Genomic DNA, 12,414 nt, shown 5'->3' with positions numbered 1-12,414 from the left:
CCGCACCGGGTGTGACGACCGAAGGCCGTGGAATACACCGGACCGGGCCGGACAGCGTGGGTGTTCCCGCTGGCAGATCGGCGCTGTCGGCCTTGTCAACCCACCGTGGCACAACAGCTGCTACCGGTCAAGGTCCGATCGACGCTGGTCGAATCCCTGGGCATCGCTCCCTCTTTCGACGACGCGCGGCACACCGTCGTCGGGGTTCCCCCGGGGCCGGGAGTGCCGCCGCGCTAAAATGGGCGGCGTTCGGCCACCTCAGGACCGGGTCGGCGCGCTGCTTGCCCGAGATCGTGTGATCTTCCGGAAGCCACCCGAGGGGAGATCGACGACGTGAGGGACGACCGGGTACCGCCGCGCCGGGACCGGGACCGCAGACGGCGCGAGCTGTCCCAGAACTTCCTGCGTACGACGGCGACCGCCGACTGGTTCGTCGACCTCGCGGACCTGCATCCACGCGGTCTGGTGCTGGAGGTCGGGGGCGGCGAGGGCGTCATCAGCCGCGCCGCCGCGCCGCGCTGCCGCGAGCTGGACGTCTTCGAGATCGACCCGGTCTTCCTGCCCCGGCTGGAGCGGTCGCTCGCCGCCTACGACAACGTCACCGTCGTCGGCCGCGACTTCCTCTCCGTCCGGCCGCCGGACGAGCCGTTCCAGGTCATCGGCAACGTGCCGTTCTCGATCACCGCCCCGGTGGTCGACTGGTGCCTGGACGCGCTGGCGCTCGACAACGCCACCTTCATCACCCAGCTCGAGTACGCACGGAAGCGGACCGGTGACTTCGGCCGCTGGAGCCTGCTGACGGTGCGCACCTGGCCGCTGTTCTCGTGGGAGCTGTGCGGCCGCATCCCCCGCACCGAGTTCCGCCCGGTGCCGAAGGTCGACGCGGGGGTCCTCCAGCTCACCCAGCGACGGGATCCGTTGGTGCCGCACGGCAGGTTGCGCGCCTACGACAGCATGGTCGAACTCGGTTTCACCGGCGTCGGCGGCAGCCTGTACGCCTCGCTGGCCCGCCGGTTCCCGGCCGCCCGGGTCGCCAGGGCGTTCGCCGCCGCCGGGGTGGAGCGGGACCGGGTGGTCGCCTTCGTGCACCCGTCCGAGTGGCTCGACATCTTCGCCTCGCTCGACGCCCGCAGGTGACCGACCCGCCGCCGACCGCGCGGGTGCCCGCCGACCCGCCGCCGGTGGTACGGCGGCCCGCCGCCGTCCCGGCACGGCCGCCGGGGTCCGGTCAGCCGAGGTCGAGCCGGGAGAAGCCGGGCGGCGCGTGGCGCAACGCCTCGACCAGGCGCATCGCCTGGACGGCGTCGTCGATGTTGCCGCCGACCGGACGGCCGGTGAGCACGGCGTCCGCCAGCTCGATCATCTCACCGGCGTAGCCCTGGAGGACCAGGCTGTTGTTGTGGTCGGTGGGGATGGTGAAGTCCGGTCGCCACGACCCCATCATGGCCGGGGTGGTGCCGTCGGCGTCCGCCCATTCCGGGGCCGCGCGCTCGACCGTGAGTTCGGTGAGGTCCCGGACCCGGAGCAGGGTCGAGTCGCCGGCCAGTTCGAGGGTTTCCTGCAGGCGCGGCTCCAGGGCGGAGAGCGCCAGCATGGAGGCCGCACCCGACGAGTGCTCCAGCGTCAACGCGATCACGTGCTGCCCGTCGCGCACCGACAGGTGGACCGCGCCCGCGACCACGTCGCCCATGAAGAAGCGGGCCAGGTCGAGCGCGTGGATGCTCATGAAGGCGAGGTGGTCGAGCAGGGGCGCCGTCCGGACGTGGGAGTAGTTGAGGCGGAGCATCGACGGCCGCCCGAAGTCCGCGCCCAGGGCGGCCTGCCGGGCGAGTGCGTACGCGCGGGCGTACCGCTTCTGGAAGCCGACCATGACCTGACGGTCACCGGCCGCCGCGGCGAGTTCGCACGCCGCCCGGTGGCTCATCGCCGGGGGTTTCTCGACGAACAGGTGACGCCCCGCGGCGAGCACGTCCAACCCCACCGAGTGGTGCAGGCCCGGCGGGCCGACGACCGCCACCACGTCGACCTCCTCGGCGGCGAGCAGGTCCTGGTGGCGGGTGTAGCGGGCGGACGCGCCGTAGGCCCGCGCCACCCGGTCGGCGCGGGCCGGGTCGGTGTCGCAGACGGCGACGAGGTCGATGGGGGCGAACCGGAGGGCCGGCAGGATCGCCATCCACGCGTGGCTGCCGCAGCCGACCAGGCCGAGCCTCACCCGTGTGTTCATCCGAGCGCCTCCCCGCTGGTGGTTGCTAGCCGACCGGCCGGTCGAGACCGAGCCGTTCGCTGATCACGTCGACCAGGGCCAGGGTCCGGGCCGCGCTGCGCAGGTCGGACTCGCAGCTCGCCGTGCCCCGGACGACGTCCTGGAAGTGCCGCAGCGCCGGGCCGAACCCCATCGTGTCGACCGTCGTGTTCACCTGGTCGGGGATGGAGTAGTTCGGCCGCCACCGCCGCTCGGGGCCCTCCGGGGGCCGCAGCACGCAGGTGTCCACGTTGTCGACCAGGACCGAGCTGCCCGACCCGAACACCTCCACCGACTCGTTGTGATGCTGCCAGCTCCCGGTGGTGCCGAGTTGCAGGCTGACCACCGCGCCGGACTCGGCACGGGCGGCGACGGACAGCGCGTGCCGACCGCCGTCGCTGCGTCCCCGGGTCACGTGCAGGTCGTGGAGTTCCCCGAGCAGGAACCGGGCCAGGTCGAGGTGGTGCACCGGGTTGTCGACCAGGTAGCCGTCGATACCGACCCCCATGTCACCCATCACGAACGTGAAGGTGGCCAGCGAGGGTGCCCCGAACGACGGATCCGCGATGGCCGTCCGGGCCTGCCGGTAGGCCGGCGCGAACCGCTTCATGTAGCCGACCATCACCGGGACACCGGCCTCGGCGCTGAGCGCCGCCAGCCGGCCCGCCTCGGCCGATCCGCCGGCCCCCGGCTTCTCGGCGAAGACGGGAACCCGCGCGTCGACACACGCCCGGACCACCTCGCCGTACACCTGCGGTGGGAGGCAGGCGACCACGGCCTCCACCCCTTCGCGCCGGAGCATCTCCGCCGGGTCGGCGTAGGCGGCACGCGCGCCGAACCTCGCCGCCGCTGCCTGCGCGGAGGACAACCGCCGGGCGCAGACGGCGGCCACGTCCAAGCCGAGCTGGACCAGGGCCGGGAGCAGCACCGAGGTCGCATGCCGGCCGCAGCCGACGACGCCGACACGCATCACGACGACCGCACCAGCCGGTGCAGGAACTCCCGGCCGCGACCGCTCTCGGCAGCGACCTCGTCGGCGGTGAGCCGACCGTCGAACTCCAGCTCGAGGCAGACCGGTCGGGGGTTCGCGGTGAGGAAGCGGGCCAGCGCCGGCCAGTCGTACTCGCCGTCGCCCGGCGTGTGGTGGACGTCGCCGCCCCGGTGGTCACGGGCCTGGACCCGGACGATCCGGTCACCGATCAACCGCAGTCCCTCCGCCGCCGGCACCCCACCGCAGGTGGCGTGGCTGGTGTCGTAGGTGATGCCGAGGGCGTCCTCGCCGGCGAGCTCCAGCAGCCGGAGGGCCTCCGGGACGGTCTGCGCGTTCATCCCGCGGTGCGGCGCCTCGACGCTGACGGTGACGCCGTACCGGTCGCGGCCCCGGCGGAACGCCTCGCCCGCGACAGCGGCGGCCCGGCGCAGTCCGGCGTCGGTCTCCTCCCGCTCGCCGACGTCCAGGATGAGGTCGCAGCGCAGACCGGCGGCCAGCTCCAGCAGGCGGGCGGCGACCCGGAGCAGTTGGTCCGGGTCGGCCGGGTCGTCGCAATAGATGCGGGGCGCCGAATTCAACGCCACCGGGCGCAGCCCGTAGCGGTCGAACAGCGCCGCGCTCCGGTCGACCGTTTCAACGATGGACGCCAATGGGTCCAGATGCGGGCAGAAATCGCCGAGAACGCCGACCTCGACCTCGGTGAACCCGATTGCGGCGATCCGGCCGAGAGCGTCCTCGACTGGGAGCGCGCCGAACCCGATGGTGGAACAGGAAACCTGCATGCCGCCCCTTAGCTCGTCCTCGCGGCACGGCGATGGACCGTCGGGTGCTACTGAGGCGACAGTAGGGTCACGTCCAGCACTGGTCAACATCGCGACGGCCGGACGTCGCACCCGGGCCGGACGGCCGCCACGGGCCGCCCCGCGGACGGCACGACGCGCGGGCCGTCCCGCCGGCGAGACACCCGGCGATTGCACCCGACATATTCACCCGCGACTTTCGGTGAACGCACCGGAAGCTTGACTCATCATTGGTAAGAATGTAGGCTCACCGCACCCGACGCGAAATAACCACAGGGGGCCGCCATGAGCAGTGAGTATCACTCTACTCTCATTGCAAAAGCAATTGCCGAATATCCGAAGCTCGGCTATTCGATTCTTCCGGGATTCTTCACCGAGGAGGAGTTGGCCCCCGTTCTGAGCACGCTGCACGACACGCTTCCGGAGCCGGACGCCTTCGTGAAGGGTTCGGCGGAGTTCCAGGAGTCGCACCGCCGGAACTACCGCGCCGGCCTGGTCGACTGGCCGTACCCCAGCACCGAGCTCAGCCTGTTCGCGGTGCACCCCAAGCTGATCGAGCTGTCCGAGATCCTGCTCGGCAGCCCTGACATCCGCATGTACAACGGCCACGCCTGGGTGAAGTACGCCGGGGCGTCCTACGACCAGGACCACCACCGCGACTACCGGGGGCACACCCCCGTCATCGCGTCGCAGGATCCGGAGTTCGCGCACGTCCAGTACTTCATCCTGCTGTCGGACGTGGACGAGGGGAACGGCCCGCCCATGTTCGTGGACAACCGGCTCGCCGAGGGCGTGCCGATGCACCCCCACCTGGCCCCCCGGGACGCCCACCCCGAGTTCTACGAGGCCGAGGTCCCCGGCGTGGGGCCCCGGGGCACCGTCATCGCCTTCGACATCGACACCTTCCACCGTGCCACCGACCTCAAGCGGGACGGCGCGTCGCGGTACATGCTCCTGTCGTTCTTCCGCCGGGCGGAGGCGGACTGGGTCGCCGGACCGGGTCGGGGCATCCTCACCGAGGACGCGGAATGGATCTCCTTCGTCGAGAACGCGAGCCGGCGGCAGTTGGACATGCTCGGCTTCCCGGCCCCCGACCACCGCTACTGGACCGACGAGATCAAGCAGGCCTACACCGGTCGCTACCCCAACGCCGACCGGTCCTGGCTGGGGTTGGCGTAGGACGCGCGGGCACCAGGTAGGGAGCGCCGGTGCGCCTGCCCCACACCCCCGGCCCGGCCAAGCGGTCGGTCCAGTACCTCCGGTACCGGACCGGGTCGATGAGGTCGGTGCACACCTTCCGCCGGGAGGCGGTGCAGAAGATCACGCTCGTCGTCCCGGACTCGCTCGGCGACATCGCCATCAACTCCGCGATCACCAGGGCCATCCGTCTGCGGGGCGGACCGTCGGAGATCACGCTGCTCACCGACCGCAAGTACGCCTCGGCGGTCGCCTTCAACCCGGACTACGACGCGGTGGCCCTGCTCGACGGCTACACCGACAAGCCACCCTGGGCCCTCACCTACCAGGACCAACTGGCCGCGGCGAAGGCGTTGACCCCGACCATGGACGCGGTCGTGCTGTGCCAGCCCGGTGCCTGGTGCGACGCCCTCTGGTCCCGCTACCACTCGCTCGACATCCAGTACCGGCTGAGCGGCACCCCGCCGGCACTGCGCCGGCTCCCCCGGCTCACCGTCCCGGCCGGGGCGGCGGAAGCCGTCCGGCCGATCCGGCAGCGGGCCGTGGGGCGGACCGCCTTCATCGCGCCCGGAGCCTTCACCCTGAAGTTCGGCGCTACCGGCGAGCGCTTCTTCACCGAACTCGCGGCGCGTCTCGCCGGAGCCGGTTGGCAGGTCTTCTGGAACGGCGGCGCGGCGCCGCCGACCGGCGGCGGATCGGGATCGGTCGTCGCCGTGGGTCACCTGCCGCTGGCCCAGGTCGTGGCCCTGGCGAGCAGCTGCGAGCGCGCGGTCTGCGCCCGGAGCGGACTCGCCGACGTCATCACCTTCTGCACCCCGGAGCTGCCCCAGTACGTCCTGTATCCGCGAACCCGGTATCCCTATTCGCGCCGGGCTGTCCGGGAGTGTTACTCGCTGCGGGCGATGGGCGGGGTGAACGTCTGCGAAAGCGAGAACTCACTGGACACCGACGCCGATCTGTCGGCCGAGCTCGCCGCTGTCGGACAATGGCTCGAATCCCCTCGTCAGCATACTGAGCCGACGGCGTGAGCAGCGCCGCTGACGTCACCCGCCAGGGCGGCCCCGCCGACTCTGGGCTTGTCGTCAAACATTGATTAAGCTCAGCACATGCCAGTCTTCGACAATTTGGTCGCCGCCTATGCAGCGGAGGGCTACGCAGTTTCGACCGGCCTCAACCCGACCGCGTTCCACAATCTGCACAGCGTCCCGTTCACCTGGCTGATCCGCGACGGCGTCGAGGTGGCGGACGGACTGGGGATCTCCCTGCCGGAGATCTACCTGCTCGAGTGCCTCGCCGCGGTCCGACCGGCCGAGTCGATCCTGGTGATCGGGAACTCGTTCGGCTGGAGCACACTCGCGCTCGCGCTGGCACAGCCGCAGGCCCGGGTGGTCGGGCTGGACTCGGCCGCCGACCGGTTCTCCCTGGAGGGGCTCGAGTTGACCGCCCGGATCGCCGGTCGGCTCGGCCTCGACCGGGTGTCCCCGGTCCGGGGGACGTCACCGGTCGACATTCCCGCCACCGTCGAGAAGCACCTCGGCGGGCAGGTGGACCTCGCCTTCGTGGACGGCCACCACACCAGCGAGCAGATCGTCGCCGAGTACCGCGCGCTGCGTCCGCTCCTGACACCGGACGCGATGGTCCTGTTCCACGACGTCCAGTACACCGGGCTGCAGGCGGGCTTCGACACCATCGTCGAGGAGTCCGGCTGGCAGGGCCGCATGCTCCACGCCACCCCGTCCGGCATCGGCTTCCTCACCGCCGATCCGTCACCCGCGCTGGCCAGGGTGATCGCGGCGTTCGCCACCGACCCCTCCGCGCTGGAGGTCGTGCGCAGGAAGGGGGAGCGCTTCGGTGCGGAGTTCGGCAGCTGAGCCGGACTCGTCGGTGGGTCACCGCCCGGATCCGCGGTGACCGTCCCAGTCAAGCCGTCCGGTCCCCGACGCCGGGTCAGCACGAGTGCGAGGGAGTATCCCGTGTCCAGGACGATCGTTCTCGGTATCAACTCGGCGCACGACGCCGCCGCCTGCCTGCTCGTCGACGGTGAGATCGCGGTGGCCGTCCCCGAGGAGCGCCTGGCCCGCACCAAGCACTACGAGGGCTATCCGCACCGCGCCGTCGACTACTGCCTGCGCTCCGCCGGCCTGGCCGACCTGACCGCGGTCGACACGGTCGTCATCAACGAGTACGTCAAGGACGACACCGGCCTCCTCGTCCGGCAGGCCGGCTTCACCGGCGACCTGGTGGTCAACCCGTCGCACCACCTGCTGCACGCCTACTACGCCTGGATGGCCTCCCCCCTGCACCGGCCGGCGGTGCTGATCCTGGACGGCGCGGGCTACCACTACGGGGAGTACCAGCGCCGGCAGAGCCCGCTGCTGGGTCCACCGCCGCCGTTCTCGGAGATGGAGGAGTCCGAGTCGATGTACGTGGTCCGGGACGACGAGGAGCTGACGCTGGTACGCAAGCGCTGGGGACTGTGGGCCTCCAGCGACCCGTTCCTGCGCTTCCCGAGCCTCGGGCACATGTACTCGGTGGCCTCCGAGTACATCTTCGGGCACATGATGCACGCGGGGAAGACGATGGGCCTGGCGCCCTACGGCGACGCGTCCCGCTTCCCCGACCCGATCATCGGGTACACACCGGACGGGCTCGTCATCGACACGGAGTGGATCACCAAGGTGCCGCCCCGCTCGGCCGAACCGGCGCACCTCGACGACATCTGCCGGAACATGGCCGCCAAGGTGCAGGCCGAACTCGAACGCGCGGTGCTGTACCTGTGCCGCGAACTGCACGAGCTCACCGGGACCGACGAGCTGTGCGTGAGCGGCGGCGTCGGGCTGAACAGCGTGACCAACGGCATGATCCTGCGGGAGACCCCGTTCAACCACCTCTTCGTGACACCGGCGTCGGGTGACTCGGGGGTGGCGATCGGGGCCGCCCTCTACGGTCACCACCGCCGCACCGGACGCCGGGTGCGGTGGAAGGCGTACGACAACTACCACGGGCACTCCTACACGACCGCGCAGATGCAGAGCGCGATCACCAGCCGCGACGTCCTCGTCGACGCCCGGCCGGTGACCGACCTCACCGGGCAGGCCGCCCGGGACATCGCCGACGGCAGGTTCGTCGGCTGGTTCGAGGGTGGCAGCGAGTTCGGCCCGCGGGCGCTCGGGCACCGCAGCATCCTCTGCGACCCACGCCCGCCCGAGATGCGGGATCGACTGAACGCGCTGGTCAAGTTCCGGGAGCCCTTCCGCCCCTATGCCGCGTCGGTGCTGTCCGAGCACGTCGGCGAGTACTTCGAGGCCCCCGACGACGATCCCTTCATGATGACCGTCGTCCAGGTCCGGCCGTCGCAGGCCGACGTGATCGCCAGCGTCTGCCACGTGGACGGCACCTGCCGCATCCAGACCGTCGACCCGGACCACACCGGCAGCTACCGCCGGCTGATCGAACGGTTCCACGCGCTGACCGGCCTGCCGTTGGTGCTGAACACGTCGTTCAACATCCGGGGCGAGCCCGTGGTGGAGACGCCCGACGACGCCCTGGAGTGCTTCCTCGGCTGCAACCTCGACGTGCTCTACCTCGACGGCCACCGGATCACCAAGTACGTCGCCCGCACCGCGGAGCACCCGGAACGGCTGGTCCCCAGGCTGGCCACGTCGCTGACCATCCGGGCGACCATCGGCAACGACGGGGGCGCGGCGACCGGACCCCGCTACCAGTGCCAGAAGAAGACCGGCCACCTCACCGCGCTCTCCGCCGAGGAGTACGCGGTGCTGTCCCTGATGGACACCCGACGGAGCATCGCCGACATCGCCGCCGCACAGCCGGGGTGGACGACCGACGAGGCCGTACGCGTCGTCGCCGACCTCCAGGAGCGCGGTCTGGTGTACCTCGCCCGCCCGGCCGACGGCGGCTGAGCCGGCTACCGGCCGCGCCGCCGCACACCGGCCTCGGCCAGCGGCGCGAGCACCGGCCCGGTGACCGGCACGTCCCCCAGGGCCTCGTCGATCGCGGCGAGGACGTCCGCGCCGAGGACGACGGACGAGGCGGCGGCGTTGGCGTGCACCTGCTCGGGCCGGCTCGCGCCGGTGATCGCCGAGGCCACCTCGGCGCGGCGCAGGACCCAGGCCAGGGCCAGCTGGGACATGGTCAGCCCGGCCGCGTCGGCGACCGGCCGCAGCCGCTCGACGGCGGCGAGCGTGCGCTCGGACAGCAGCGGATCCATCGAACCGCTCCGCAGCCCGCCCGCCGCCCGGGAGCCCTGCGGCGGCGGCTGCCCGGGACGGTACTTGCCGGTCAGGACGCCCTCGGCGAGCGGCGACCACACCACGTGCGAGAAGCCGTGGCGGGCGCCCAGCGGGAAGAGTTCGGCCTCCGGTGCCCGCCACAGCATCGAGTACTGCGGTTGCGACGACACGAACAGGTCCGGCCCGCCGATCTCGACGGCCGCCTCGACCTGCTCCGTGGTCCACTCACTGAAGCCGAGGTACCGCGCCTTCCCCTGCCGGACCACGTCCTGCAACGCCGCCACGGTCTCCTCGAGCGGAACGGTGACGTCGAACCGGTGCGCCTGGTACAGGTCCACGTGGTCGACCCGCAGCCGGCGCAGGGAGGCGTCGATCTGCTTGGCGATCTGGGCCGCCGACAGGCCCCGGTCCGACTCGTCGTCGGACATCTGGCCCCAGACCTTCGTCGCCAGGACGTACGAGTCCCGCGGGTGCCGGGTGAGGATGTCCCCCCAGACCGCTTCGGCCGCGCCCCGACCGTACGCGTTGGCGGTGTTGAAGAAGGTGATGCCGACGTCGAACGCCGCCTCGGTGCAGCGACGGATGAGTTCGGTGTCCACACCGAGGGCGTACACCAGTCCCAGCGAGATCTCCGAGACCTCGACCCCGGAACCACCGAGTTGTCGGTAGCGCATCAGTCCACCTCGTCTGCGTGCGGTACGTCGGTCAGTGGGCAGCGTCCAGCGTCGCGCGCTGCCGGGGGCTCAGTTCCAGGTCGACCGCGGCGAGGCTCTCGTCGAGCTGGGCCACCGACGACGCTCCGACCAGCGGGATGACCGGCACCTCCCCGCCGATCAGCCAGGCGAGCGCCACCTGGTGCGCGGTCGCCCCGACCTCCTCGGCGACCCGGTGCAGGGCGGCCAGTCGTGTCGGCGTGCCCGCGTGGTCCAGGTCGGGATCGGTGGGCCGTCCTCCCCGGGCGTATGCGCCACCGAGCACCGCAGAGTAGGCGACCAGGGTCAGCTCCGGGTGCGCGCGGACGTAGCTCAGCAGGTCCCCACCGGCGTTGCCGGGCCGGCCGTCCACCGTCCGGAACCCCGGCGTGTCCGACCGCCTGCGCAGGTAGCTGTGCTGGTACTGGAGCACCTCGTAACCGGGGACACCGGCCGCGGCGGCGAGCGCGCGGGCCCGCTCCACCCGCCACGCCCACTGGTTGCTCACGCCGAGCAGGCCCACCAGCCCGTCCGCGACCAGACCCGCGAAGGCGTCCACCACGTCCCGCTGGGGGACGGCCATGTCCTCCTGGTGCGCGTACAGCAGATCGAGCCGGTCGGTGCCGAGACGCTCCATGCTGTCCAGCGCGGCCTGGCGGATCACCGCCGGCGCGAGACCCTCGACGTTGCTCGGCTTGGCGACCTCGTCCAGGCTCAGCCCGTCGGCCACCGGCCGGTCACCGACCTTGGTGGCGATCGTGATCTCGTCGCCGATGCCCCGGGACCGACGCCACCGGCCCAGCACGCTCTCGCTCTCGCCGCCACGGGTGCCGGTCAGCCAGAACGCGTAGTTGTTCGCCGTGTCGACGAAGGTTCCGCCGGCGGCCACGTACCGGTCCAGGATGGCGAACGAGGTCGGCTCGTCGACGGCGCTGCCGAACTTGATCGCGCCCAGGCCGAGCACGCTCACCGTCCGTCGGGTGGCCGGATCCCGGCCGATCGTGCGGTACCTCACCCGATCACCTCCTCGTCGCGGGTGGCGCAACAGCCGAGTTCGGCGGACCGCGACCGCAGCTCCGTGGCCGCGCGTTCCAGGTCGCCGAGGTCGACGTCGTCGACGAACTCGACCTTCGCGACGTCGAGCAGCACCGGCAGCCGCAGCCGCCCGCCGCGCAACGCCGTCGTCGACCGCAGGGCGGACCGCAGCAGCCCCGGATCGGCCAGCAGGTCGTGCCAGAGCGGGAGCCCCAGCGTGCGCCCCAGCACCGACAGGATCTCCCGGCACAGGTCGGGTGCGAGGCTGCCCCGCTGCGTGGAGAGGACCACCGAGAGCGCCATGTCGATCGCGACCCACTCCCCGTGCGACAGGGTGGCACCCGGGGCCATCTCGAAGGTCGGCGAGACGGAGTGCCCGAAGTTCATCGTCCGCCACAACCGGGCCTCGCGGAGGTTGTCGGCCAGTTCGGTGAGCATCGGCAGGATGGCCCGCCAGAGCACCTCCCGGCCGACCGGATGCTGCATGCGTCGTTCCCGCAGCTCCCGGCCGTGGGAGATGAGCATGTTCCACAGCGCGACGTCCTCGGTGAGCGCGACCTTGGCGATCTCGGCCAGGCCCGCCGCCGTGTGCCGCTCGCTCTCGGTGGCGCAGAGTTCGAGGCAGTGCAGCGCCAACGGGGCCGGGGCGAAGGTGCCCAGCGCGTTCTTGACCCCGGCGTGGTTGACCCCCACCTTGGCCGCGATGCCCGCGTCGCAGAGGCCGAGCAGGGTCGTCGGGATCCGGACCGCCGGCATGCCGCGGTAGAGCGTCGCCGCCAGCAAGCCGCCGATGTCGGTGATCGTGCCGCCGCCGATGAGGATCAACGGCTCACCACGCCGGTCCAGGTCCAGGGCGAGCAGCCGGGCGGCCAGTTCGTTGTACTGCGCGAGGTTCTTGGACCCCTCGCCGCCGTCGGCCTCGATCCAGACCGGGTCGATGCCGAACCGCTCGAACAGGCCGGCGAACCGGCTGCCGAAGAGGCTCCGGACGGTGCGGTCGATGATCACTGCGCGCCGGCCGGGCGCGTTCGCCGTGGCGTACACCGGGTCGCTGAGCCGGAACAGGTCGGGCAGGGCGTCCGGGGTGGCCCGGAGCAGGTCGTCGACGAACCGGACCCGCCAGGTCCGCCCCTCCGCCACGGACGTGGCGGTGATCCAGTCGCCATCGGTCGCAATCGGCACTTCGGCTGTCCTCCCTCTGGGC

11 protein-coding genes are annotated in these 12,414 nt (G+C 71.6%); 5 read left to right on the top strand and 6 right to left on the bottom strand.

What is annotated here, in order from left to right; all coding sequences use genetic code 11:
- Positions 1–333 precede the first annotated feature (333 nt).
- Complete coding sequence (erm, locus tag O7612_RS06365; RefSeq protein WP_282271288.1) at positions 334–1,137, top strand: ErmE/ErmH/ErmO/ErmR family 23S rRNA (adenine(2058)-N(6))-methyltransferase; 804 nt, start codon at positions 334–336, stop codon at positions 1,135–1,137.
- A gap of 91 nt (positions 1,138–1,228) precedes the next feature.
- Here the strand turns inward: erm and O7612_RS06360 are convergent, their stop codons facing one another.
- The 3 genes from O7612_RS06360 to O7612_RS06350 are packed head-to-tail and all read right to left on the bottom strand — an operon-like array spanning position 1,229 to position 4,015.
- Positions 1,229–2,224 (bottom strand): Gfo/Idh/MocA family oxidoreductase, encoded by a 996-nt coding sequence (locus tag O7612_RS06360; protein WP_282271287.1) that lies wholly within the window; start codon positions 2,222–2,224, stop codon positions 1,229–1,231.
- A gap of 25 nt (positions 2,225–2,249) precedes the next feature.
- Positions 2,250–3,212: a Gfo/Idh/MocA family oxidoreductase gene (locus tag O7612_RS06355; RefSeq protein WP_282271286.1), complete on the bottom strand. Its 963-nt coding sequence runs from the start codon at positions 3,210–3,212 to the stop codon at positions 2,250–2,252.
- On the bottom strand, positions 3,212–4,015 hold the full coding sequence (locus tag O7612_RS06350) for a sugar phosphate isomerase/epimerase (protein WP_282271285.1): 804 nt from the start codon (positions 4,013–4,015) through the stop codon (positions 3,212–3,214). Before O7612_RS06350 ends, O7612_RS06355 begins: the two co-directional genes overlap by 1 nt.
- A 303-nt stretch (positions 4,016–4,318) precedes the next feature.
- Here O7612_RS06350 and O7612_RS06345 point away from each other — a divergent pair, with 303 nt between their 5' ends.
- The 4 genes from O7612_RS06345 (at position 4,319) to O7612_RS06330 (ending at position 9,153) form a co-directional block, all read left to right on the top strand.
- Positions 4,319–5,212 (top strand): phytanoyl-CoA dioxygenase family protein, encoded by an 894-nt coding sequence (locus O7612_RS06345; protein ID WP_282271284.1) that lies wholly within the window; start codon positions 4,319–4,321, stop codon positions 5,210–5,212.
- A gap of 29 nt (positions 5,213–5,241) precedes the next feature.
- The gene (locus tag O7612_RS06340) at positions 5,242–6,258 is read left to right on the top strand and encodes a hypothetical protein (protein WP_282271283.1); all 1,017 of its coding nucleotides are present in this window, start codon (positions 5,242–5,244) and stop codon (positions 6,256–6,258) included.
- Between the two features lie 78 nt (positions 6,259–6,336).
- A complete protein-coding gene (locus tag O7612_RS06335) occupies positions 6,337–7,101 on the top strand; it encodes a class I SAM-dependent methyltransferase (protein WP_282271282.1) in 765 nt (254 codons plus the stop codon).
- 102 nt (positions 7,102–7,203) lie between these two features.
- Complete coding sequence (locus O7612_RS06330; protein WP_282271281.1) at positions 7,204–9,153, top strand: carbamoyltransferase C-terminal domain-containing protein; 1,950 nt, start codon at positions 7,204–7,206, stop codon at positions 9,151–9,153.
- A gap of 5 nt (positions 9,154–9,158) precedes the next feature.
- Here the strand turns inward: O7612_RS06330 and O7612_RS06325 are convergent, their stop codons facing one another.
- Genes O7612_RS06325 through O7612_RS06315 form a run of 3 tightly spaced genes read right to left on the bottom strand, consistent with a single transcriptional unit; the run spans position 9,159 to position 12,392 of the window.
- Positions 9,159–10,157 (bottom strand): aldo/keto reductase, encoded by a 999-nt coding sequence (locus tag O7612_RS06325; RefSeq protein ID WP_282271280.1) that lies wholly within the window; start codon positions 10,155–10,157, stop codon positions 9,159–9,161.
- A gap of 31 nt (positions 10,158–10,188) precedes the next feature.
- Positions 10,189–11,190: an aldo/keto reductase gene (locus tag O7612_RS06320; protein WP_282271278.1), complete on the bottom strand. Its 1,002-nt coding sequence runs from the start codon at positions 11,188–11,190 to the stop codon at positions 10,189–10,191.
- Positions 11,187–12,392, bottom strand: a complete 1,206-nt coding sequence (locus tag O7612_RS06315) for a 2-epi-5-epi-valiolone synthase (protein ID WP_282271276.1) — start codon at positions 12,390–12,392, stop codon at positions 11,187–11,189. The genes O7612_RS06320 and O7612_RS06315 overlap by 4 nt, the downstream gene beginning before the upstream one ends.
- Between the last annotated feature and the right edge of the window lie 22 nt (positions 12,393–12,414).

Source organism: Micromonospora sp. WMMD987, assembly GCF_029581435.1.
Lineage (GTDB): Bacteria > Actinomycetota > Actinomycetes > Mycobacteriales > Micromonosporaceae > Micromonospora > Micromonospora rifamycinica.
Note: the sequence above shows the minus strand (reverse complement) of the source record. Positions and strands in the feature narration are given on the sequence as shown.

Bases quoted from the DNA above. Each gene is read 5' to 3' on its own strand.
- O7612_RS06360 (WP_282271287.1), bottom strand. From the start codon at position 2,224: ATGAACACACGGGTGAGGCTCGGCCTGGTCGGCTGCGGCAGCCACGCG.
- O7612_RS06355 (WP_282271286.1), bottom strand. From the start codon at position 3,212: ATGCGTGTCGGCGTCGTCGGCTGCGGCCGGCATGCGACCTCGGTGCTG.
- O7612_RS06350 (WP_282271285.1), bottom strand. From the start codon at position 4,015: ATGCAGGTTTCCTGTTCCACCATCGGGTTCGGCGCGCTCCCAGTCGAG.
- O7612_RS06345 (WP_282271284.1), top strand. From the start codon at position 4,319: ATGAGCAGTGAGTATCACTCTACTCTCATTGCAAAAGCAATTGCCGAA.
- O7612_RS06335 (WP_282271282.1), top strand. From the start codon at position 6,337: ATGCCAGTCTTCGACAATTTGGTCGCCGCCTATGCAGCGGAGGGCTAC.
- O7612_RS06325 (WP_282271280.1), bottom strand. From the start codon at position 10,157: ATGCGCTACCGACAACTCGGTGGTTCCGGGGTCGAGGTCTCGGAGATC.